This window comes from Streptomyces sp. NPDC058683 (assembly GCF_042716195.1).
Lineage (GTDB): Bacteria > Actinomycetota > Actinomycetes > Streptomycetales > Streptomycetaceae > Streptomyces.
In genome coordinates, this window is sequence record NZ_JBHXSK010000039.1 from 16,952 (window position 1) to 38,953 (window position 22,002).

Consider the following 22,002-nt stretch of genomic DNA (forward strand, 5'->3'; position numbering starts at 1 on the left):
ACCGCCTTCTGGCCCCGAGTCCGCACGCTCCGGGTGTCGTCCGGGTTGACAACGTTGTCCCAGGCCGGCCGGACCGTGCCGTGTATCGCGACGTTGGAGAGGTTCCGTGCCTGTCAGACCCGATGCCCGCTTGCCCCGCACGCTGCCTTCGAGAACCACCCGCCGGCCTCGCCGGCGACCGCGCGCGACGATCGCCGTGCTCCTCGCCGGGGCGCTCGGCCTCGCCGCACTGGCGGGCGGCGGTACGGCCGCGGCGACGCCGGTCCTGACCAAGTCCGCGGAGTCCGCGGGGACATCGGGCGGCACTGACTACACGAAGCTCGTCGACCCGTTCGTGTCGACCGCCGCTGACGACGGCAACGACCTGCCGGGCGCCGAGGCGCCGCACAGCCTGGCCAAGGTCAACCCGCTGACCACGCCGAACCGCAACCACACCGGGTACGACCACGACGAGGACCACATCGCCGGGTTCACCGCGACGAACCTCGACGGCGTCGGCGGCTCGGGAGGCGGCGGCGACCTGCTCGTCGTGCCGACCTCCGTGCAGTACGACAGGCGTCCCGCCCCGAGCACGTACGCCCACGCGTACAGCCACGACGACGAGACCGCCACGCCCGGCTACTACCAGGTGGGTCTCGGGGCGGTCTCCGGAACCGGGTCGTCGGTGACGCAGGACTCCGGGACCATCGACGCGGAGATGACCGCGACGACGCGCACGGCGCTCGAACGCTACCGCTTCCCGGCCGGTTCGAACCCCGAACTCGTCCTGGACCTCGCGAACAACTTCACCAGCCGCACCCGCGCGACGATGAAGGCGACGACGCTCCCGGACGGCACCACCTCGATCACCGGGCTCATCGCCGGGTCGTTCAACGGCGCCTCGTACAAGCTGTACTACGACGCCACCACCAACGTCCCCGTGACCTCCCTGATGAGCTGGGGCAACGACGGCAAGCTGAGCGACGCGACCACGCAGGACGGGTCCGACACGGGCGCCGTCCTCGGCTTCGACAAGTCCGCCGGGAACGACGTAGAACTGCGCATCACGCTGTCGCCGATCAGCGCGGAACAGGCCGCGACCGACCAGGCGAACGAGGTGGGCCACCTCACCTTCGACCAGGCGCGCGCGCAGACGACGGCGGACTGGAACAGCACCCTCGGCGCCGTCGCCGTGAAGGCCTCCGCGACGTCCGACCCCGGGTCGACGCTCACCAAGGAGTTCTACACGCACCTGTACCGCATGTACGCGCTGCCGGTGAACGCCACCAGCACCAGCGGCACCTACCGCGGCGTGGACGGGGCGGTGCACCGGGCGAACGGCTTCACCTACTACGACGGCTGGTCCACCTGGGACGACTTCCGCAAGTACTCCGTCGAGGCCTACATCGACCCGGCCACCTACCGGGACCTGGTGCAGTCGCTCATCGAGCTCTTCGCCGACGCGCACACCTCGGGCAAGAGCCTCGGCAGCCTCACCCACTCGGTCCCGACCGTGCGCTGGGAGCGCTCGGCCGTGGTGGTCGCCGACGCGCTGTCGAAGGGCTACAAGAACTTCGACCGGCTCGACGAGGCGTACCCGGCGCTGCTGTCGTACACCGGCTACTACACGGGGGCGCAGCTGCGGCAGGGGTACGTCTCGGGTGATCCCGGTACGACCGTCCAGCGCGGCTACGACCAGTGGGCGCTGTCCGTCATCGCCGACGCGCTCGGCAAGGACGCGGACGCGAAGAAGCTGCGCACCCAGTCGACCATGGCGATCGACAACCTCGTGAAGTCCGGCGCCTGGAAGGCGGCCGACGGCACCGAGGTCGGTCTGCTCACCCCGCGCGCCGCGGGCGGCGACTGGCAGAGCGCCGACTACGAGAAGTTCGAGGCGGCCGGCCTCTACCAGGGCACGCTCTGGCAGTACCACTGGTACGACGCCTACGACATGGGCGGCCTCATCAAGGCCATGGGCGGCGACAAGGCCGGCAAGGCCGCCGTCGAGCACATGTTCGGCGAGGACTCCGCCGCCGACGACGGCTCGACCATGCTGCACTCCAACGCGAACGAGATCGACCTCCAGGCCCCGTACCTCTTCAACTACGTCGGTGAGCCGAGCCTGACGCAGAAGTGGGTGCGCGCCATCTACACCGGCACGACCTGGAACCGCTACATCGCGACCGGCTCCACGAACGAGGCCCCGAGCTCCGGCGGCCAGTTCACCCCACCGGTCAGGACCCAGGTCTACAAGCTCTCCCCGAACGGCTTCCTGCCGACCATGGACAACGACGCCGGCACCATGTCGACCATGTTCGTCGCCGCCGCCCTGGGCCTGTTCCCGGTGACCGCCGGCTCCAGCCAGTTCCAGATCGGCAGCCCGTTCTTCGACTCGACGACGATCACCTACGCCAACGGCTCCAAGTTCACGGTGAAGGCCGACGGCGTCTCGCCGAGCAACTACTACGTGCAGGGCGCGACGCTCAACGGCAAGCGGTTCGACAACACGTGGCTCGACTACTCCCAGATCATCTCCGGCGGCACACTGGACTTCACCATGGGCTCCAAGCCCTCCCAGTGGGGCGCCCACACCGAGCCCGCGTACTCGCTGGACACCGACTCGGGCGGCACGGGTGACGGCGACACGGGAACAGGCAAGAGCGGCACCGTCGTCTCCGCCCGCCCGGGCACGGTCGACACGGCCGCGGACGGTACCGTCGACGGCCGCGTGCGGCTCACCCTGACCGGACCGGCCTCGTTCGCCGCCCGCAAGGGCACCAGCCTCACCAGGACCGGCGCGGCGAGTGTGACCGGCCTGCCGGACGGAGTCACGGCGGACCTCCGGGTCGGCGGTTCGCGCACGGCGACCCTGTCGCTCAGCGGCACCACGAAGGTCGACGCGCGCTTCGGCATCACGTTCCGCGACGCGGCCTTCGCCCACGGAGTGCCGGCCTCGACGGTGAGCGGCACCGGGATATCCGTGACCGACCCGCTGGTCGTCTCCGCCGCCGCGGTGCATCGCAAGGCCCTCGGCGCGCTCGTGGACCAGGCGTCGCTGGTGCGCAGCGGCAACTACTCCGACGGCTCCTGGAGTCTGTTCCGCTCGGCGCTCGAACGCGCGCGGACCGTCCTCGCGGACACCGCTTCCGGGACGGGCACGATCATGGCCGCGCACGACGCGCTGGGGACCGCGATCGACGCGCTCACCATCGACGAGGGCGGCTACGCCGTCCTCCAGGCCGAGTCCCCCGACGAGAAGGAGGGCCCCAGCCTCGTGAGCGAGGCGTACTACTCGGACGGCGACCTCGGCGGTGTCACCGAGGGTGCATGGGAGCGGTTCGCCAAGCTGGACTTCGGCGGGGTCGCCCCGCGGAGCATCTCCGTCCGCTACGCCAACTCACAGGCGACGAACGCGAAGCCGAGCAGGGTCGACATCCACGCCGGCGCCGCCGACGGCCCGGTCGTCGCGACCGTCTCGCTGCCCGGAACCGGCGGCTGGCAGTACTACACCACGGTGCAGGCGGCCGTCACCGACCCGGACGCCCTGCTCGCCGCGAAGAGCGCGACGTTCGTGTTCCACGCCCCGTCCGGACAGCAGTGGGTGTCGAACTTCGACTGGTACCAGTTCTCGCCGAACGAGGTCTCCTCGTCCCCCTCGACCACGCTCGCCACGTTGACCGCGGTGAACAGCACCACGACCGGCGGCGGTTCGCTGCCGCTCAACCTCGGCAACGGCGTCTTCGAGAATGTGACGAACGGCGCGTGGGCCGAGTGGAAGGACACGAACCTCCAGGGCGGCGCCGACACCGTCACCGTCAGCTATGACAAGCCCCAGTCGAGGGCGGCGTCGGACTCGCACATCGAACTGCATCTTGGTGCGAAGGACGGCCCGAAGACGGTCGACATCCCCCTCGACTACACCGGCTCCGGCTGGGGAACCGTCGCCACCACGACCGTGCAGCTCGACCCGAGCGTCTTCACCGGCGTCCAGGACGTGTACGCCGACTTCGTCTCCAGCACGCAGACCTCCGCCCAGCCCTACGTGGGCAACGTCTACTCGCTGACCCTGACGAAGACCGCCGACGCTCCCGTGGGCTTCGACGCCACCGCGTTCCGCTCGAACAGCGGCGGCGGGCTCAAGAGCGAGCCGGTCGGCTGGACCGGCGCGGGTTCCGCCACCGACCTCGGCGGCACCTACAACGGCGCCTGGCTCGACTACGGGGACATCGACTTCGGCAGCTCCCCGAAGAGCACCGTCACGATCACCTATGTCAACAACTCGGCCCGCTGCGGCACCGGTTCGGCTGTCCAGCTCTACCTGGACTCCTTCGACGCGGCCAACCCCGGGACGCCGTACGCGACCGTCCCGTTGCCGGTCACGGGAGCCGCGTGGTCCTCGGGCGGGACGACGAGCCTGACCCTGCCCAAGGCGATCACCGGCACGCACGCCGTCCACCTGCGGCTGACGACGACCCCCGACTCCTCGCATCCGTACGTCGCGAACCTCGGCCGGATCACCTTCGACCACGTCGACACACCCGCCGTCACGGACAAGTCCGCCCTGCGGAAGGCGATCGACCGGTACGAGGGGCTCTCCGGCGACGAGGAGCGCTACGACACGGTCGACTTCGGGGTGTACCTGCGCGAACTCGCCGCGGCCCGCGCCCTGGTGGGCGCCGACGACGCGACCCAGCTCGAGGTCGACGGACAGACCCGCAGCCTCACCCTCGCCGCCGGCCAGCTGATCCCGCTGCCGAGGCTGAAGCTGGAGGACCTGGTAGCCACCGCGTCGGCCCTCGACAACACCCGCTACACGGACGCGTCGTGGAAGGCGTTCACCGGGGCACTCGCCGCGGCGAAGACCGCCGTCGCGGACTCCACGGCCGCGGACGGCACCCTCACCGCACGGTACGACGCCCTCCACCACGCCCTGTCCGCGCTCACCACGAAGCCCAGGACGGTGCCTGCCGTGCCCGACGCGGTGTCGGCGACGTCGTCCGGCACGAGCGTGACGGTCGCCTGGTCCGCTCCCGAGAACGACGGCGGCTCCCCGGTCACCGGCTACCGAGTCACCCTCGACGACGGCCACCAGGTCCAGATCGACGATCGGGACAGCCGGAGCACGACATTCACCTGGCTGCGCTCCGGCAGGTCGTACAAGGCGCGCGTCGCGGCGGTGAACAAGTTCGGCGCCTCGCGTCCGAGCGCCGCCACGGCGCCCGTGGTGACCGACGGCGGCAAGCCGCAGACGCCGGCCGTGACGGGTGTACTCACCGACGGCAGGCAGGTCCGGGTGACCTGGCGGGCGGCCGGCGACGGCGGATTCCCGGTCATCGGCTACACCGTGGCCCTGAACGACGGAACCACCGCGCACCTTCCCGCCACGGCGGACACGGCACTGCTCACCACCACGGGCAAGGCGACGGCCCACACGGCCACCGTCACCGCGGTCACGCTGGCCGGAACCTCGGACGACACCACGACGACCACCCCGGTGGACGCCTCCGACCCGGCGTACGAGTCGGCCCCCTTCCCCGACGACACGCTGAACGCGGCCTACGGGTCGGACAAGTGGCCGACCACCGACTACTTCGACGACCTGCTCACCGGTATCCACGACCTCGGCTCCGACACCATCGGCGCCAACACCAAGGTGCCCTACGACACCGCGCCCACCGCCGAGAACGACCGGATCGCCGTGCGCATCAACAACGCGGCGACGCAGCAGGAGGTGGACCGGGCCGAGGTCGACGCCACGAACAGCGCCACGGTCACGATGGCCGACGGCCTCGGTTCCCGGCTCGGCCAGATCTACAGCGACGCCCTCAGCAGCGGCCGACTGCCCAAGACCAGCGCCCTGTTCTCCCGTGTCACGCAGGGCCTCGACGGAGTCGACGCGGCGAAGAACCACTACGGCTACCTGCGTCCGTACGTGCGGCTCGGGTTCGTCGGCGACGGTGGCGACGTCTACGAATCGCAGGACGGCTCGTACAGCAGCCTCGCCACCAGCGGCTCGTACCCGAGCGGCCACACCTACGGCGGCTACGAGGCGGGGACGATCCTCGCCACGCTGCTGCCGGAGCTGGCACCGTCGATCCTCGCGCGCACCTCGGAGTACGGGAACAACCGCATCGTCCTCGGGTTCCACTACCCGCTCGACGTCATGGGCGGCCGCATCACCGGACAGGCCACCGTGGCGCACCGGTGGGCGGACCCCGACTTCGCGAACCTGCTGATACAGGCCCACACCGAGATCGAGAACGTACTGCTCGCACAGTGCGAGAAGGAGGGGTCCGGCGACACGCTCGCGGCCTGCACGGGCGACCCCTACGGGGGCCTGAGCACGACACAGGACGTGGACCTGTACACGCAGCGCCTGACCTACGGGTTCTCCCAGGTGGGCAAGGCCGGGCAGGCTCTCAGGACGCCGTCCGACGCGGCGGCGCTGCTGATCACGGCCTTCCCGGACCTCACCACCGCACAGCGCACGCAGGTCCTGGAGCAGACCGCGACGGACTCCGGGTACCCGCTCGACCTCACCGCGGACGGCGAGGCGAGCTGGCAGCGCATCAACCTGGCGGCGGCGATGGCGGCGCACGTGGTCGTGGGCGCCGACGGGTCGGTCACGGTGACGAACTTCTCGGACGCCACGAAGGCGAGTGTCGCCGACGCCAAGGCGATCACCGTGGGAGGTGTCGCGATCGACGGGTTCTCTCCGGACGTGTCCACGTACGTCGTCGACTGGCCGAAGGGCACGAGGATCCCGGCCGTCTCGGCCGTGCCGGCCCAGTCCGGCGCGCGGGTGAAGGTCACCGACGGCAGTTCGGTCCTCTCCTCGACCGGGTCCCGGTCGACCACCCGCACCATCGAGGTGACCTCGGCCAACGGTTCGGTCACCCGGACCTACACGGTCGGGTTCCAGTCCACGGACCGCGACCACCGGCCGGTCGCGGCCGGAGGTGACGGCGCCGTCGCGGGACCCGGCGGATGGGCCACTTCCGGCACGTGGGGCGGCGGAGCGGGCTCCGCGGGCGGTGCCGGGCTCTGGTCACGGGGGACGGAGTGGGCGGAGAAGCACGGAACGCCCTGGGCCCAGAGCACGAGGTGACCACCGGACCTGCCGTGCCCTGCCGGGGCACGGCAGCTGCCCGCTGTGCCGGGGCCGCTACGAGACGTCGGGGGCGCGCATGGCCCAGCGGATCGTGCGGGTGAGCAGATGGCCGGCCGGGCGCACCGTGACGTCCTCGACGACCGCGAGACGGGGCAGCCGCAGCAGTGACCGGGCCCAGGAGGGCAGCAGTGTCACGGCGTTGGCGGCGAGTATGCCGTACAGGGGACGGACCGGCAGGGGCAGCGGGGGTTCCAGGAGCAGGAAGCGTGCCGCGGACCGGGCCTCGGGCGTGGCCCTGAGCTCGGGCCGGTAGCCGGCCAGCCGCGCGGACAGCTCCAGGCGGTCACGCGGCGGATCGATCACCCCGAGTGCCTCGGCGACCCGCGCGGTGTCGGCGACATAGGCGTCGTAGCCGGCCCGGTCCAGCGGAGCGGAGCCGTAGCGTTCGTGTGCGCGCAGGAAGCACTCCGTCTCGGCCGCGTGGACCCACCCGAGCAGGTGCGGGTCGGCGGCGTGGTACGGCTCGCCGTCCGGCGTCGTCCCGCGCACCTTCTCGTGGATGCCCCGCACCGCGGCAACGGCCGCCTGGGCGTCGTCCGCCACGCCGTAGGTGGTCACCGCCAGAAAGGCGCTGGTGCGCTGGAGCCGTCCCCACGGGTCGCCGCGGTATCCGGAGTGCGCGGCGACGGCGGCCATGGCGAGGGGATGCAGGGACTGCAGAAGCAGGGCGCTCAGTCCGCCGACGAACATGGAGGCGTCCCCGTGGACGACGCGGATCGGACGGCCGGGGGCGAACCAGCGGGGGCCGGGTGTGCCGTGGATACGGGCGCGGGTGGCCCGCCCGTCAGGGCCCGCCACCCGGCGGAAGAGCATCGCGCCCAGAGACGCACGGACGTCCGGCACCACGGCTGCCACCTTTCTCGCCTCTCGCATCGTGTCACCGGCCGGCCGGTCCGTCACCCCTGGCGGTTCCGCAGCCCGGCTCGGCTCGCCCTGCCGGCCGGTCCAGGCCGGTCGGCAGCCGGTCGCCCCTTCCGGGCGCGGCGGTCAGGGTGGCGTTGAGGTCGTATGCGGCAATGGTGGATTCCCCCTTCCCGGTGGTGGAGTGCGGTGATTCCATTCGAGCACTCTGAACTGTGCGGACATGGGGGTGATGCTCGCGCGTACTTGCACGATCCTCGCAGTCATGGGAGCAGGACGGCAGGGGGGTGGTGCAATGGGCGCATGCCTCTCGAAGAGTTCCGCAGCCTGCTGGACCGGCACGCACGAGCCGACTGGACCACCGCCATCGACGGCGTCCTCATCTCGAAGATCGACCGGCCGGACCCGCCCGCGCCCTCCATGTCCGGGACGGTGCTGGCGGTCATCGCCCAGGGCGCCAAACGCCTCGCCCTGGGCGAACGGGTCTACGAGTACGGCGCCGGGCAGTACCTGGTCGCCTCCGTCGACCTGCCCGTCACGGGGCACTTCACCCAGGCCGGTCCCGAGCATCCGGCCCTCGGCTTCGGTCTCACCCTGGAGCCGTCCGCCGTCGCCGAACTGCTGTTGCAGGCAGGTCCCGGAGATCTCCCCCGGACCGGCGCAGGCGTTCCGTCGGGGATCGCCGTCAGCGACGCTCCGGCCGCGCTGCTCGACGCGGTGGTCCGGCTGCTGCGGCTGCTCGACGAGCCCCGCGACCGGGCCGTGCTCGCGCCGCTGGTCAAGCGCGAGATCCTGTGGCGCCTGATCACCAGCGAGCAGGGCGCGACGGTGCGCGAACTCGGCCTGGCCGACAGCGGCCTCAGCCATGTCTCCCGGGCCGTGCGCTGGATCCGCGAGCACTACGCGCAGTCCTTCCGCGTCGAGGACGTGGCCCGCATGTCCGGCATGAGCGTCTCCGCCTTCTACCGCAGCTTCCAGGCGGTGACGGCGATGAGCCCCATCCAGTTCCAGAAGCAGATCCGGCTCCAGGAGGCCCGGCTGCTGCTGGCCACCCACCCCGGCGACGTCACCGGTGTCGGCCGGCGCGTCGGCTACGACAACGCCTCGCAGTTCAGCCGGGAGTACCGCCGCCAGTTCGGCGCACCCCCGAGCCGGGACGCCGCCCGGCTGCGCGGCACCACCCGTGCCCCCGCGAGCGTCCTGCCCTGAGCAACGGTGTGGCGAGCCGTCCACGACACCACCGGCCGGCTCCGCCTCCCGGCCGGCCCCGACGCGGTCCGGCTCGCCCGGGCCGGCTGACGGCGACGTCTCAGCCGCACGTCAGTGTCGGTGTCCCCCAGTCCCCGTGGTCGTTGCCGTTGCCGTCGCCCGCGTCGCCGACCTTGAGGTCGATCACCTGGGCACCGCTGACGTCGACGTCGATCGGCACGGCGGCCTGTTTGCCGCGGATCGTCGGTGTGGTCACCAGGGTCCTGCCGTCGGCGATCACGGAGAACGTCACCGTGCCCGCGCCGCCCGTCTCGTCGTCGACGCCGACGTCCGCCGTCAACCGCGAGCACTGTCCGGCGAGGTAGAGCTGGACGTCGCTGACGGAGTTGGTGCCCAGGCCCTTGGCGTGACCGACACCGGCGATGGTGATCGGACGGCCGTCACCGGCGGCCTGCTCGCCGACGCTGCTGTCACGCTCCACCGGGCCCCACCCGTTGGTGGACGACAGGAACGTCAGGTCGCTCACCGCGCTCTTCCCGGCCGGCGGAGCCGGTGGGATCCCGCCGACGATGCGCTCGTCGGTGCCGGTGGCCTGCCGTCCGCTCTGCCGGTAGCGCACCGTGGCGGTGAGCGCCGAGGCGGACGGCAGCGTCCCGGCCGGCGGCCGGACCTGCCAGGTGAAGGTGGCCGACGTGCCGGGTCGCAGGCGGTCGACCGATGCGGGGCTCGTGGCACTCACGCTCCAGCCGTCGGGCGCGGAGAGCGAGGCCGTCAGCCCGGAGGCGGACGGCCCGTCTTTCGGGACGTCGACCGTCGCGCGGGCCGTGAAGGCCTGTCCCGGCTGGGCGGTGTCCGGCACGGCCAGGCTGACATCCGCTCCCGGGCGCTTCGGCATGGCGTAGGTCCGGGCGTCGTAGCGCGGGCTGTCGTTCTGCGCGACGCGCAGGGACGAGGCGTAGCTGCCGTAGTCGGTGAGCGAGACCTTGCCGAGGCCGCCGGTGCTGCCGTCGAGGTTCCACACGGCGATGGCGATGCTGTTGTGGCCGTTCGGGTTCAGGATCCCGTCAGGGACCGGGAAGGTGTGCTGCGGGCCGAGGTAGTTGACGTAGTTGCCGACCTGCCAGCCGTTCACGAAGATCGTGGCCCGGTACTTGCGGGCCGGGTCGTCGGTGAACGTCAGCCCCAGCGAGGTGTCCTGACCGTGCGGCAGGTCCAGGTCGGCATCGGTGCGGTACCAGGAGACGCCGGGACGGGTGTCGGTCGTCGGCAGGGAGACCTGGTTCCAGTTCCTGTCCGGGTAGCCCGGCAGGGACCAGCCGGCCCGCTCGCCGTACAGGCCGCCCGTCGAGAGGGGGCCGCGCACGGTGTCCTGGAGGTCCTCGCCGCCCCGTACGCCCTGGAGCCGCCAGGTAACGGAGGTCAGCGGCGCCCCGACGAGGGAGGCGCTGGTCAGGCCGCGCGCGGTCTTGTTGCCGTTGGTGGAGTTGTAGTCCTCCTCGTGGCCCATGTTCACGGTGAGCACGGAGAGGACGTTGTCACCCTCGGACTTCACCGCGCCGGCCGGGAAGGTGAAGTCGCCGCTGCCCGTGGTGGAACTGCCCAGGAAGGTGCCGTTGAGCCAGACGGAGAACGCCTGCGCGTTGCCGCCGGAGTCCGAGACCAGGTGGATGCCGGTCTCCTTGCCGGTGGCGCGGAAGCGGCCGCGGTACCAGGTGTTGCCGGTGTGGAAGCCGTAGTCGTCCGCGTAGAGCACCGGCAGCGAGTTGACGCCGGAGACGCTGTTGGTGGTCGTCTTGTCGGCCACCTGCCAGCTGGTGTCGTCGAAACCGGGGGCCGCTTCGGGGGATTCCTCGGCATGTTTCCAGTTGGTCAGCGTCGGCAGGTGGATCGGGGCGGCCACCGGGATGGTGCCGGTCAGGCTTCCCGTGCCGGCCGCCCTGTTGCCCAATGTCCTGCCGTTCCAGGTGACATGGGCGGCGGAGGTGAACACCTCGATGTTCTTGTCGTCGGCGTTGTCGCCGGTGAGCGCCACGGTGCGGCCGCCGTCCAGGCTGGTCGCCGTGCGCAGGAGGTGGGTGCCGCGTACGAGCACCGGGCCGGTCACCGTGTCCTGGCGCCAGAAGGTCTTCGCCGTGTCCTTGTCGCCCACGAGCAGCAGCAGCGGGCGCTTCCCGTCGCCGCTGACGCTGATACGGACGAGGCCCTTGTGCGTGTAGTTGAGCCGCAGGTCGCCGGTGGCGGCGTCCCAGGTGGTAGTGACCGTGCCGCCGGTGGCGGTCACGGTGGGCTCGGTGCCGTAGCGGAGGACGGTCTCGCCGTCGCTGCCCTGGTCGCCGTAGAGGACGGCCACGTCCCGGTCGCCGATCGTCGCGCTGGTCATGATCTCGGAGGTCGAGTACTGCAACTGCGCGTCCCCGAGCCGGTAGTTGGCCACGATCACGTGCGAGTCGCGCCCGTCGAGCGTGATCGCGGTGCCCGGCTGCTGGGGGACGACCGGATAGGTCGGTTCCGCGGTGGCGGCCGTCGGCACGTCGATGGCGTCGATGGCCACGTAGTTGTCCGTGGACCCCGAGCTGTGGTTCCCGGCGACGACGATCTTCAGTGTGTGCGCGCCGGGTGCCAGGCCGGTCTTCTGGAAGAGCACCGCCTGGCTCTCGCTGCCGGAGTCGTCGACCGTGGCCACCTTGGTGCCGTCGAGGTAGACGTCGGCGTTGCCGTGGTTGTTCGTCTTCGATCCGATCCAGCGGATCGCGGTGCCGTCGAAGGGGACGGTGACCGAGTCGCCGGCCTTGTTGGAGAACGACTCGGTGTGCTTGTAGTCGCCGCCGGTGTAGCTCGTGTCGGCCACGTGCGACCACGAACCGGTGTACTGCAGCGCGGAGTCGGGGTCGTCCCAGGTGTAGGTGGTGTCCCCGGCCGGCTGGGCGTTGAAGTCCAGGGAGATGTGGGTCTTGTCGACAGCCGTGGACGTGGAGTTGCCGTGCCGCAGGACGTGGAACTGCGTCTTGGTGTCGGGGTTCATCCGGGCGGTGTCGACGATCGCGGAGTCGTCCGGCGGCGTCGCCCTGATCGCCTCGGTCTCGGTCAGCGGGGCGACCGACTGGGTGAAGTACCCGATCAGCTTGTCCTCGTAGTACTTGGGGTCAAGCTGGCGGGTCTCGCGGATCGCGGCCCCGTAGTCGTACGAGGTGTAGTTCTCGGGCATGCCGAGCCAGCCCCAGTTGGTGCCGCCGTAGGTCATGTAGAAGCTCTGCGCGGTGGCGCCGACGGCGATGTTCTGCTTGTAGAACACGTTGGCGAACTGGTCGTTGATCAGCTGGGCGCACTTGTCGTAGCCCGGTCCGCCCCAGGGGTCGAAGGCGCCGCCCTGGAACTCCGGCGAGTACAGCGGCTTTCCGGCCGGGTGGTCGTAGCTGATGTCGGGGACGCCGTTCCACTTCGAGGGGTTCGAGCAGTCGAAGCCCTGCGGGTAGGAGTCCGGGCCGTCGACGTCCAGGGCGCCGGTACCGGAGTTGAAGGTGCCGTTGTTGTTGCCGGTCAGCGGGACCGTGATGCCGTCGGCGCGGGCCTTGTCCTCCAGGTGCTGCATGTAGGAGCGGCCGGCGGCCGAGCCGTTGTAGTACTCGTTCTCGACCTGGTAGGCGATGACCGACCCGGTGCCGTTGGTCAGCTGGTGGCGGGCGATGATCCGGTCGATCTGCGTCAGCCACTCGTCGGCGTACTTCAGGAACCGCGGGTCGTCGCTGCGGTTGTTCCCCGCCTTGGTGGTCAGCCAGCCGGGCAGACCGCCGCTGTCCACCTCCGCGTTGATGTACGGCGCCGGGCGGGCGATGACGTAGAGGCCGGCCTCCTGGGCCATGTCGAGGAGCTTGTCGACGTCCCGCACCCCGCTGAAGTCGTACACCCCCGGCTTCGGCGAGTGGTATCCCCAGTCGAAGTACAGGGAGGTGGAGTTGAAGCCGGCGGCCTTCATCTTCTGGAAGATGTCACGCCACAGGTCCTGGCTCGGGAGCCGGAAGTAGTGGAACTCGCCGGACCACAGGTAGGTGCGCCTGCCGTCGACGAGGAACGAGTAGCCGTCCAGACTCACCGTGTGCGCCTGCGGACTGACGGCAGGTGCGGCGGCCGGTGCCGCGACGGATGTCTGCTTGCCGGCGTCCCGCGCCGCGGCGGGCGCGGTCATGCCCACGGCCAGGGCGATGGTCGCCGCCGTCGCGAGGAGCACCCTCCCCCACCGACGGCGACCGGGTCTCGCGACCTCTGAACGGATCCCACTGCCTCGCACTGCGGCCTCCATCCGCCTGAGCAATCAGCATCGAACAGACTCAGGCAAAGCCGAACAGTAAGGGGACACAAGGTCCAACACAATGGGGCGGGAGGACATGACCGAGGCGGCGGAGACCCCGAGCGGAGCAACCGGTCCCTGCCTGACCGGCTCGCCTCACCGCACACCTGAGGCGCCGAACGCGGACGTCCCGGAGTTCCCGTGCCTCGCGCCGGTCCTGGTCCAGCCGACTCCAAATCCGGCGGCGGTCGTTCCAGCTGCGAGCACGGACCGGCGGACGTCCGCTGATCGGTGTCGGCCTCTGTCGGGCTGCCCGCCGCCGCGGCTCGGTCGGCGAACAGCGTTCTGTCACATGGCCGACGCTCGGCACCCGGCGACCGATGATGTTCAGGATCGTCATCCCGTCGCCGAAACCGTCGGCGGCCTCCTGGTCATGTGCCCGTGGCGACCCGGAGGGGCTGGCCGCCGTCGACGGCCAGGCAGGTGCCGGTCAGGAAGGTGTTCGTCAGGGCGAAGAGAACCGCGTGGGCCACGTCCTCGGGGGTGCCGATGCGTCCCGAGGGGTTGCCCGCGGAGAGCCTGGCGAACAGTTCGGCCTTCTTCTGCTCGCCCAGGGGGTCCCACGCGCCGGTGTCGATGGTGCCGGGCGAGATGGCGTTGACCCGGATCGGCGCCAGTTCCACGGCCAGGGACCGTACGACGGTGTTGACGGCACCGTTGGTCGCGGCGACCCCGAGATAGCCGGGGTCGGGTTCCAGCGCGGCCACCCCGGAGAACAGGACGAAGGAGCCGCCTGCCGGCATGGTGGGCGCGAAGTGCTTCGCGAGCATGATCGGCCCGACGACCTTGGTGTGGAACGACCGCACGATCGCCTCGGGTTCGAGTTCGGAGACCAACCCGCGGGCCCGTGCGGAGGCGGTCGAGACCACATGGTCCACGGCGCCCAGCTCCGCCGCCAGGGCCTTGATCGACCCCTCGTCGGTGAGGTCGACGGTGGCGACCGTGACCTCGGTGTCCCCGTAACTCTCCTGCAGTGCCGCCCGGTCGCGGCCCGCCGCGATCACCCGGGCGCCCGCTGCCAGGGCCGCGTCGCCCACCGCTCGGGCGATTCCGCTGCCGCGGCCCACCACGAGAACGGTCTTGTCCTTCAGGTTCGTGGACATGGGAAATCCTCGTTCGTCGATAGCCGGTGTGGTGTCAGCGGGCTCTGACCTCGTCGGCGTCCAGGCCGCGGTCGGCGCCGTGCGGGACGACGCTCTGCCCGGGTTCGGGACGCAGACGTTCGCCGTCCAGGCGGACCTCGACCTTGTCCGCCTCGAAGGACACCAGATCGCCGATCTGGTCAACCTCGCGGTAGGCGTCGCGGTACGTCCAGGCGGCGCGGTGCGCGTCGCCGATGTCGTAGTAGTCGCACAGGCCCTTGTAGGGGCAGAAGGTCTGGCCTTCGACGGGCCGGAGCCGGGTCTCGTCGATGTCCGCGCGGGGGACGTACCAGCGCGGGGCGAACCCGGACTCGTAGAGCACGACCGGGTGTTCGGAGCGGGCGATCACGGTCCCGCCGGCACGGACCTCCAGGGTGCGCGAGGTCGTGCGGATGTCGATGCGGTGGTAGGCGTCGGCGGCGTGCCCGAGGATGCGTTCGTCCTCCTCGTGGAAGGCGTCCATGGCGCGCCAGGCGAAGGCGATACGGCCGTCGAGATCGCCGGCGTGCTTGGGCAGTGCGGTGAATTCCCAGGCGGCGCGGTCGGTGGTGCGGTCGCCGACGCTCACCGAGTACCAGGCGGTGTCGCCCAGGTCCTGGTGGCGGGTGACCTTGCCGCCGTCGACGAGGGCCGTCTCCTCGACGTCCTCGCGGGGGAAGTAGGCGACCGGGTAACGGCCGGGCTCGTGCAGCAGGACGACGTCCTCGCTGTCGGCGATCCAGGTTCCGTTGAACTTCACGCGCATACGGCGGCGCAGCCGCTCGGCGAACAGCAGGCGCTCGGGCAGCGGTTCGGGAGTGAGGAAGTGTCCGATCGCGCCGGTGGAGAGGGGGCCTTGTTGCCAGGACAGTCCCATGGGACTTTCCTTCCGGGTGCCGGGGTGGGTTGCTGGGTGGGGGTGCCGAGTGGAGCCGTCAGGCGAGGACGCGGGCGAGGAAGTCGCGGATGAGCTCGCCGATGGTCTCCAGATGGCTCTCCAGGGCGAAGTGTCCCGAGTCGATGAGGTGGACCTCGGCCTTGGGCAGGTCCTGGGTGAAGGCCCGGGCGCCGTCGGGGCCGAAGATCTCGTCGTTGGCGCCCCATACGGCCAGCAGCGGGACCTGGGAGTCGCTGAAGTACTGGTGGACCCGCGGGTAGAGGACGACGTTGGTGGGATAGTCGCGGAAGAGCTTGAGCTGGATCTCGTCGTTGCCGGGACGGTCCAGCAGGGCCTGGTCGTGCACCCAGTTGTCCGGGCTGACCAGGCTGGGGTCGGCGACACCGTTCAGGTACTGCCAGCGGGTGATCTCAGGGGTGAGCGCCCCGCGCATGGGGGCTTCGGTCTGCGGCCCCGGGGCCTCCGCGTAGGCGAAGACTCCGTCCCAGAAGGGCTTCACGAAGCCCTCTTCGTAGGCGTTGCCGTTCTGGGTGACGATCGCGGTGATGCGGTCCGGGGTCCGCAGGGCGAGACGCCAGCCGATGGGGGCGCCGTAGTCCTGGACGTACATCGCGAACCGGGTGACGCCGAGCTGGTCCAGGAGACCGGCCGTGACGTCGGTGAGGGCGTCGAAGGTGTACGGGAAGTCCTCGAGGCTCGGCATGGCGGACTGACCGAAGCCGATGTGGTCGGGGGCGATCACGTGGTAGCGGTCGGCGAGCGCCGGGATCAGGTTGCGGAACATGTGCGAGCTGGTCGGGAAGCCGTGGAGGAGGACCACCACGGGTGCCTGCGGATCACCGGCCTCCCGGTAGAACACGTCGAGGCCGCTGACGGTGGTGGTGCGGTGGTGGACTACGGGAATCATGGGTCTAACCCTTCCGTCGGCCTTCACTGGTTATGTCTTCAGTCGAGCACAGGTCATCTAACCTGTCAAGGCGAGTTGGATGGTTAGGTACGAGAACGAATGCGGAGGCCGATACGCAGGCGACTTCTCGGCGCACGGCCATCCGCCCTCATTGATGTAACCTGTCAAACCAATCGATACGGTTAGGAGACTGGCTGCCATGGTGACCGGCCGAGAGCAGCAGGACACGCTGCTGGAGCTCCTCAACAGCACGCCCGTGATCAACGGCGCGGTCCAGGACCTGCTGGCCGATCCGGAGGCCGCGAGCTCCTGGCAGCTGGCCCACGGGGGTACCGGCAGCACGGAGGAGCACCGGCAGCTGCTCCAAGCGCGCGATCTCCTGCGGGACGTGGTGAGCGGCGACCGGCCCGCCACCTCGCTGACCCCGCTGCTGGAAGACGTCACCTCGCGCCCGCGGCTCTCGCCGACGGGGGTGGCGTGGGAGCTGGACGCACCCGTGGAACACCGGATGGCCGTGACGGCCGTCCTGACCTGGAGCACGCTGCAGGAGACCATGCCGGGCCGGCTGCGCGCGTGCGGCAACCCGGAGTGCCGCCTGTTCCTCATAGACCGCAGCAAGACCAACAAGGCCCGCTGGTGCTCGATGGCCGTCTGCGGCAACCGGATGAAGGCGCGGCGTCACTACCAGCGCACCCGCGACGCCGCGGCCGGGTGACACCCACGCCGACGAACCGAACGCACCACGTGGCATCCGTCGCCGCGGTGGACTTCGCATGGCCCGCCGGCGCCGCCCACTCGCCGTGCCGGGACGCGGGCACCCGACCGTCAACGTGCGTTGACTACCGGGAGATGAGCACAGAATTCCACTGATATGGTGCGCCGGTGTCATCGATCAAGCAGTTCCAGGTCACCTTCGACTGTGCGGAACCTGAGCGCGTCGCTCGCTTTTGGTGCGAGGTGTTGGGGTACGTAGTACCGCCGCCGCCGAAGGGGTTCGACACTTGGGACGATTTCCATCGCTCGCAGCCCCCTGAGGATCAGGGTGCATGGTTCGCCTGCATCGATCCCTCGGGCGTGGGTCCGCGACTGTACTTTCAGCGGGTTCCCGAAGGGAAAGTCGTCAAGAATCGGGTCCACCTTGACGTGCGGGTCGGCACCGGGCTCGTGGGTGAAGAGCGTCTGGCCGTGCTTGAGGCCGAGTGCACACGCCTGGTCGCGCTCGGCGCGGTACGCGAGCGACTCCTGTACGACGGCAACGACTCGTGCATCGGCATGCAGGACATCGAGGGCAACGAGTTCTGTCTCGACTGACCATCTCCGCGGGTTGTCGACAGCGCCGGCCTGCGGGGCAGGCTCGACCGCACAAGTCCGATCGGACCGTCCGTGGGCCCGGTGCCACGCCGGCTATGTACGCCGGTTCCTTGACCGCCTTGAGGTGCCGAACACTCGTCGTCTCCGGCAGACCTGGGTGGCCGAGGCTCCGGCGCCGGGCGCCGAAGCAGACCTGTGATCGCCCACGCGATGCTCTACGCAGCCCCTGCCCCTGCCGACGCGAGGCAGCCGGACCAAGGGTGAGGAGGTCAGCCCTGGGTCTCTTCGTGGGACTCCTCCTCGTTCGGAAGGCCCTCCGGGCGGCGGCCCCGGGGCTGCTGGGGCTCGGGATTGACGGGCGCGGGCGGGACTCGGCGGTCCACCGGCTCGTCGACGGTCACGGTCAGCGGCTCCCCGAAGTGGACCACGGTCAGCGGTTCGCCTTCCACCAGCCGGTAGCGCACATGGGTCTGCCCGATATCGACCTTCAGCCTCTGCCCGCGTGTCTGCACCGTGAAGGCCACCCTGGACAACGCCTCGGGCAGGCGCGGTGCGAACCCCAGCAGGCCCGGCCTCCCCTCGTCGTCAAGGTGTCGCCGCATGCCGCCGAAGCCGGCGATCAAGGCGATCCACGTCCCGGCGAGGGAGGCGATGTGCAGACCGTCACGGGTGTTGTGCTCCAGGTCGTCGAGGTCCATCAGCGCGGCCTCGGCGAGGTAGGCGTAGGCCAGGCGCAGGTGCCCGGTCTCGGCTGCGAGCACCGCCTGGCAGCACGCCGACAGGGAGGAGTCACGGACGGTCAGCGCCTCGTAGTAGGCGAAGTTGCGTGCCTTCTCGGCATCGGTGAACCCCCACGCGCACTCCAGCATCGCCAGCACGACGTCGGCCTGCTTGACCACTTGTTTGCGGTACAGGTCGAAGTAGGGGTAGTGCAGGAGCAGCGGGTAGTGCTCGGGTGGGGTGGCGTCGAAGTCCCAGTGCTGGAGGCTGGTGAATCCGGCCGACTGTTCGTGCACGCCGAGAGTTTCGTTGTACGGCACCGCCATGCGGGCCGCGGCCTCGCGCCAGCCGGCGGTCTCCTCGTCGTCGACACCCAGTTCCTCGGCCCGGTCCGGATGGCGCACGGCCACGTCCGCGGCGGCCCGCAGATTCTGGCGGGCCATCAGATTGGTGTACAGGTTGTCCCGCGAGATCGCGCTGTACTCGTCGGGTCCGGTGACGCCGTCGATATGGAAGACGCCGTCCGCGTCGTGGTGGCCGAGACGACGCCACAGCCGGGCGGTCTCGACGAGGAGGTCGAGCCCCTCGCCTCGCTCGAACTCCTCGTCTCCGGTCACCATGACGTATCGGACCGCGGCCATGGCGATGTCCGCGTTGATGTGGAAGGCAGCCGTCCCGGCCGGCCAGTAGGCGGACGACTCCGAACCGTCGATCGTCCGCCAGGGGAACATGGCCCCGGCCAGATTCAGCTCGCGGGCGCGTTCCCGCGCCGCCGGCAGCATGCTGTGCCGCCATCGCAGTGCCGACGCGACGGCCTCCGGAGCGGTGAACGTCAGTACCGGCAGCACGTAGGACTCGGTGTCCCAGAAAGAGTGCCCGTCGTATCCGGTCCCGGTCAGCCCCTTCGCGGGGATCGCCCGGTTCTCGCCACGGGCGGCCGCCTGGAGCACGTGGAAGAGAGCGAAGCGCACCGCCTGCTGGATCTGCGCGTCCCCCTCCACCTCCACATCAGCTCCGGCCCAGAACCGGTCCAGATAGGCCCTCTGCCCGGCCACGAGCCCGTCCCAGCCGGTACTGACCGCGGCCGCCACCGCTCCGTCCACCTGATCGTGCACGGCTGACAGCGAACGCTCCCCGGACCAGCCGTAAGCCACGAACTTGAACAGTCGCAGCGGCTGCCCGGGCGTCAGGTCCGCCGTCACCGTCAGACGACTGACGTCAGGCTCGCTCTCCGCCGTCCACCGGGTGCTCTCCGGTCCTTCGATCAGATGGTCGGCCGCCGCTCCCACCCGGAGCGCGCTGCGGTCGGTGCAGTGCACCAACCGGAGCCGGGTTCCCTGCGCGAAGCTGTCTTCCGACGTCAACGGGGACTCGATCGCCGCGGCGACTCGCGGGTCGCCCACCAGGCGGGGCAGTTGTTCGTTCGCGACGAGTTCGGACTGCACGGCCACGGTGGCCGGTCCGTCGACCGGTTCGACCTCGTACACCACCGCGGCCACCGCCCGCTGGGTGAAGGACACCAGCCGCCGCGAGGTGATCCGGACCGTACGGCCGCCGGGCGAGGTCCACTTCGCGGTACGGCTGAGCACACCCGTACGGAAGTCCAGAACCCGCTCGTGCTCCAACAGCCGGCCATAGCGGAGATCGCACGGATGGTCGTCGACCAGCAGCCGGATGATCTTGCCGTCGGTGATGTTGATCATCGTCTGGCCGGACTCGGGATACCCGTAGCCGGCCTCCGCGTAGGGCAGCGGATGCCGCTCGAACACGCCGTTGAGGTAAGCGCCGGGCAGCCCGTGGGGCTCCCCCTCGTCGAGGTTTCCCCGCCATCCGATGTGCCCGTTGGACAGGGCGAACACCGACTCGCTCTGGGCGAGCAGGTCCAGGTTCAGCTCGTTTTCACGCAGGCACCATGGCTCCACCGTGAAACTGGGATGGATGATCACCGCGACTCCAGGATCTCGGCCAGACCGCGGACCACGACGTCCGCCGCGCGGACGTAGCTGTTCCGGGCAGCCGCGCACATCTTCACGGTCAAGGTGGGTACGGCGTCGAGGCTAGGCGGTGCCCGCCGCCGACGGTCCGCGCGCGCTGCCCGGCACGCCGGAAGGCACCCGCTCGGTCCAGGCACGCACGGCGACCAAGGCGCCGATCAGATTGTGCACTCGAACGGACCACAGACCACAACGGTCGTCGAGTCCGGTCGGATCGTGGTCGTCGGTGAGGAAGCCGCCGCTTCCGGTGCTCGGACGGGCTTCTCGTGCACGGCACCGCTGCCACGGCACGGGCGGCGGCGAGGCCGGAGCACTCCGGCCGGCGGCAGCGGCCCGGGGTATGCACCAGGTTGGCTGCCCCGACAAAGAGGGCCGCTTGCAGACGGGATGGTCGAGCAACTCACCCGGGCGCCGGGCGCATCCGCCGCTGCCGCCCTGCCGGGCTCCTCGCTCAGCCGGCCCGCCGCGTTCTGACTCCGTCGGCCTCGAAGTCGTAGACGGTCCGGTTGATCCGCAGGCCGTCGACAGCGCCGATCCACATGTAGTCGCGGCCCTTGCCCACCGCGGCGGTGTAGATGGTCGGCTGCGCGCCGCCGTCGTTGAGCGCGATTTTCAGGTCCTCGAAGGTGCACATGGTGGTCGAGTTGCAGCCGGTCGCGGTCCCCGCGGCGCCCGTGAGGTACCACACGCCGGTCGTGGCGGCATCGAGGTAGGGGCTCCACTTGTTCACCGCCGGGGAGGCGTTCGGCACCCACACCATCGACGAGTAGGTGGTGCCTGGAGCCCCGGTGAGGTTCGGATTGATCTCGAACGTGATGTTCGGCATGTTCCCCGAGCCGCCGTTGGATACGTTCTCGCCGGTCTGGAAGACATGGAATCCGATCCGGTTCAGCCCCAGTACCGGGTCCCCGTAGAAGTCGACCTCGTTGCCGAACGCGGCCTTCTCGCTGGGCGTGGCGAGGGAGGTGGAATAGTCGGCCACCTCGATTCCGAGGCTTCCCACGCCGAAGGGCGGACTCGCTTTCGAGCCCTGTACACCGAACGAACCGAACGGACCGTTCCTCAAAGCGATGACGGGAGAGCCGATGGTGTTGCGGGTGATGACGCCCCAGTGATCCGAGAATCCTCCCTCTTTGGCGGTAAGGGCGGATGCAGATCCCGGGACCGCGGAGGCAGCCACCGCTGCCAGCGCGGTCACCCTGAGCGCCACTTTCCGCTTCATGCCGAAGCGAGCGTTCACGCTCACTCCTTTCGTGGTCGATACGAGCGCAGGACGGGCACTGAGCCGGTCCTTGCGTAGCGCCGCCAAGCTAAGGATTCCCAGAGGCGGAAACGACCACGGCGCACCTGTGTGATAGGACGCTTAATCCCTATGGTGGAGCAGTATTGGTCTCTTCGTGTCCCATGGAGCCGCTGGCCACGGGGCGGGCCGGCTCTCCTCGGCAACGATGATCCGCAGGGCAGCCACATCCGCTGCTCCTGCATC

12 protein-coding genes and 1 pseudogene are annotated in these 22,002 nt (G+C 70.1%); 5 read left to right on the forward strand and 8 right to left on the reverse strand.

Features of this window, described 5'->3' with window-relative positions; all coding sequences use genetic code 11:
* The first annotated feature begins 196 nt into the window (after nucleotides 1–196).
* Nucleotides 197–7,087: a glycoside hydrolase domain-containing protein gene (locus ACFWXC_RS35415; RefSeq protein WP_384485199.1), complete on the forward strand. Its 6,891-nt coding sequence runs from the start codon at nucleotides 197–199 to the stop codon at nucleotides 7,085–7,087.
* Between the two features lie 57 nt (nucleotides 7,088–7,144).
* Here ACFWXC_RS35415 and ACFWXC_RS35420 read toward each other — a convergent pair whose 3' ends face one another.
* Both ACFWXC_RS35420 and ACFWXC_RS35425 read right to left on the reverse strand, forming a co-directional pair.
* Entirely contained in the window at nucleotides 7,145–7,963 is an 819-nt protein-coding gene (locus ACFWXC_RS35420) for an oxygenase MpaB family protein (RefSeq protein ID WP_384485352.1), read from the reverse strand.
* A 64-nt stretch (nucleotides 7,964–8,027) separates the two neighbouring features.
* Entirely contained in the window at nucleotides 8,028–8,210 is a 183-nt protein-coding gene (locus tag ACFWXC_RS35425) for a hypothetical protein (protein ID WP_384485201.1), read from the reverse strand.
* Between the two features lie 104 nt (nucleotides 8,211–8,314).
* Between ACFWXC_RS35425 and ACFWXC_RS35430 the strand changes: the two genes are divergently transcribed.
* On the forward strand, nucleotides 8,315–9,220 hold the full coding sequence (locus ACFWXC_RS35430; protein WP_384485203.1) for an AraC family transcriptional regulator N-terminal domain-containing protein: 906 nt from the start codon (nucleotides 8,315–8,317) through the stop codon (nucleotides 9,218–9,220).
* Nucleotides 9,221–9,223: 3 nt separating this feature from the next.
* Nucleotides 9,224–9,310 (forward strand): annotated as a pseudogene (locus ACFWXC_RS35435) (short-chain dehydrogenase/reductase); the annotation flags it as partial.
* A gap of 10 nt (nucleotides 9,311–9,320) precedes the next feature.
* On the opposite strand, the gene ACFWXC_RS35440 reads toward ACFWXC_RS35435, so the two are convergent.
* From ACFWXC_RS35440 to ACFWXC_RS35455, 4 genes are all read right to left on the reverse strand, one after another.
* A complete protein-coding gene (locus ACFWXC_RS35440; protein WP_384485354.1) occupies nucleotides 9,321–13,403 on the reverse strand; it encodes a beta-galactosidase in 4,083 nt (1,360 codons plus the stop codon).
* Nucleotides 13,404–13,936: 533 nt separating this feature from the next.
* Complete coding sequence (locus ACFWXC_RS35445) at nucleotides 13,937–14,668, reverse strand: SDR family oxidoreductase (RefSeq protein ID WP_384485205.1); 732 nt, start codon at nucleotides 14,666–14,668, stop codon at nucleotides 13,937–13,939.
* Between the two features lie 34 nt (nucleotides 14,669–14,702).
* On the reverse strand, nucleotides 14,703–15,563 hold the full coding sequence (locus ACFWXC_RS35450) for a DUF427 domain-containing protein (protein ID WP_384485207.1): 861 nt from the start codon (nucleotides 15,561–15,563) through the stop codon (nucleotides 14,703–14,705).
* A 58-nt stretch (nucleotides 15,564–15,621) separates the two neighbouring features.
* A complete protein-coding gene (locus ACFWXC_RS35455; RefSeq protein WP_384485208.1) occupies nucleotides 15,622–16,491 on the reverse strand; it encodes an alpha/beta fold hydrolase in 870 nt (289 codons plus the stop codon).
* A gap of 199 nt (nucleotides 16,492–16,690) precedes the next feature.
* Here ACFWXC_RS35455 and ACFWXC_RS35460 point away from each other — a divergent pair, with 199 nt between their 5' ends.
* Together ACFWXC_RS35460 and ACFWXC_RS35465 are read left to right on the forward strand one after the other, a co-directional pair.
* The gene (locus ACFWXC_RS35460; protein WP_384485209.1) at nucleotides 16,691–17,206 is read left to right on the forward strand and encodes a CGNR zinc finger domain-containing protein; all 516 of its coding nucleotides are present in this window, start codon (nucleotides 16,691–16,693) and stop codon (nucleotides 17,204–17,206) included.
* A 167-nt stretch (nucleotides 17,207–17,373) separates the two neighbouring features.
* A complete protein-coding gene (locus tag ACFWXC_RS35465) occupies nucleotides 17,374–17,802 on the forward strand; it encodes a VOC family protein (protein WP_384485211.1) in 429 nt (142 codons plus the stop codon).
* Between the two features lie 269 nt (nucleotides 17,803–18,071).
* Here ACFWXC_RS35465 and ACFWXC_RS35470 read toward each other — a convergent pair whose 3' ends face one another.
* Both ACFWXC_RS35470 and ACFWXC_RS35475 read right to left on the reverse strand, forming a co-directional pair.
* The gene (locus tag ACFWXC_RS35470; RefSeq protein WP_384485213.1) at nucleotides 18,072–20,468 is read right to left on the reverse strand and encodes a glycoside hydrolase family 65 protein; all 2,397 of its coding nucleotides are present in this window, start codon (nucleotides 20,466–20,468) and stop codon (nucleotides 18,072–18,074) included.
* Nucleotides 20,469–20,967: 499 nt separating this feature from the next.
* A complete protein-coding gene (locus ACFWXC_RS35475; RefSeq protein ID WP_384485215.1) occupies nucleotides 20,968–21,825 on the reverse strand; it encodes a hypothetical protein in 858 nt (285 codons plus the stop codon).
* Nucleotides 21,826–22,002: the final 177 nt, after the last annotated feature.

Coding starts and splice junctions, on each gene's coding strand:
- ACFWXC_RS35420 (WP_384485352.1), bottom strand. CDS start 7,963: ATGCTCTTCCGCCGGGTGGCGGGCCCTGACGGGCGGGCCACCCGCGCC.
- ACFWXC_RS35425 (WP_384485201.1), bottom strand. CDS start 8,210: ATGGAATCACCGCACTCCACCACCGGGAAGGGGGAATCCACCATTGCC.
- ACFWXC_RS35430 (WP_384485203.1), top strand. CDS start 8,315: ATGCCTCTCGAAGAGTTCCGCAGCCTGCTGGACCGGCACGCACGAGCC.
- ACFWXC_RS35440 (WP_384485354.1), bottom strand. CDS start 13,403: ATGACCGCGCCCGCCGCGGCGCGGGACGCCGGCAAGCAGACATCCGTC.
- ACFWXC_RS35445 (WP_384485205.1), bottom strand. CDS start 14,668: ATGTCCACGAACCTGAAGGACAAGACCGTTCTCGTGGTGGGCCGCGGC.
- ACFWXC_RS35450 (WP_384485207.1), bottom strand. CDS start 15,563: ATGGGACTGTCCTGGCAACAAGGCCCCCTCTCCACCGGCGCGATCGGA.
- ACFWXC_RS35455 (WP_384485208.1), bottom strand. CDS start 16,491: ATGATTCCCGTAGTCCACCACCGCACCACCACCGTCAGCGGCCTCGAC.
- ACFWXC_RS35460 (WP_384485209.1), top strand. CDS start 16,691: ATGGTGACCGGCCGAGAGCAGCAGGACACGCTGCTGGAGCTCCTCAAC.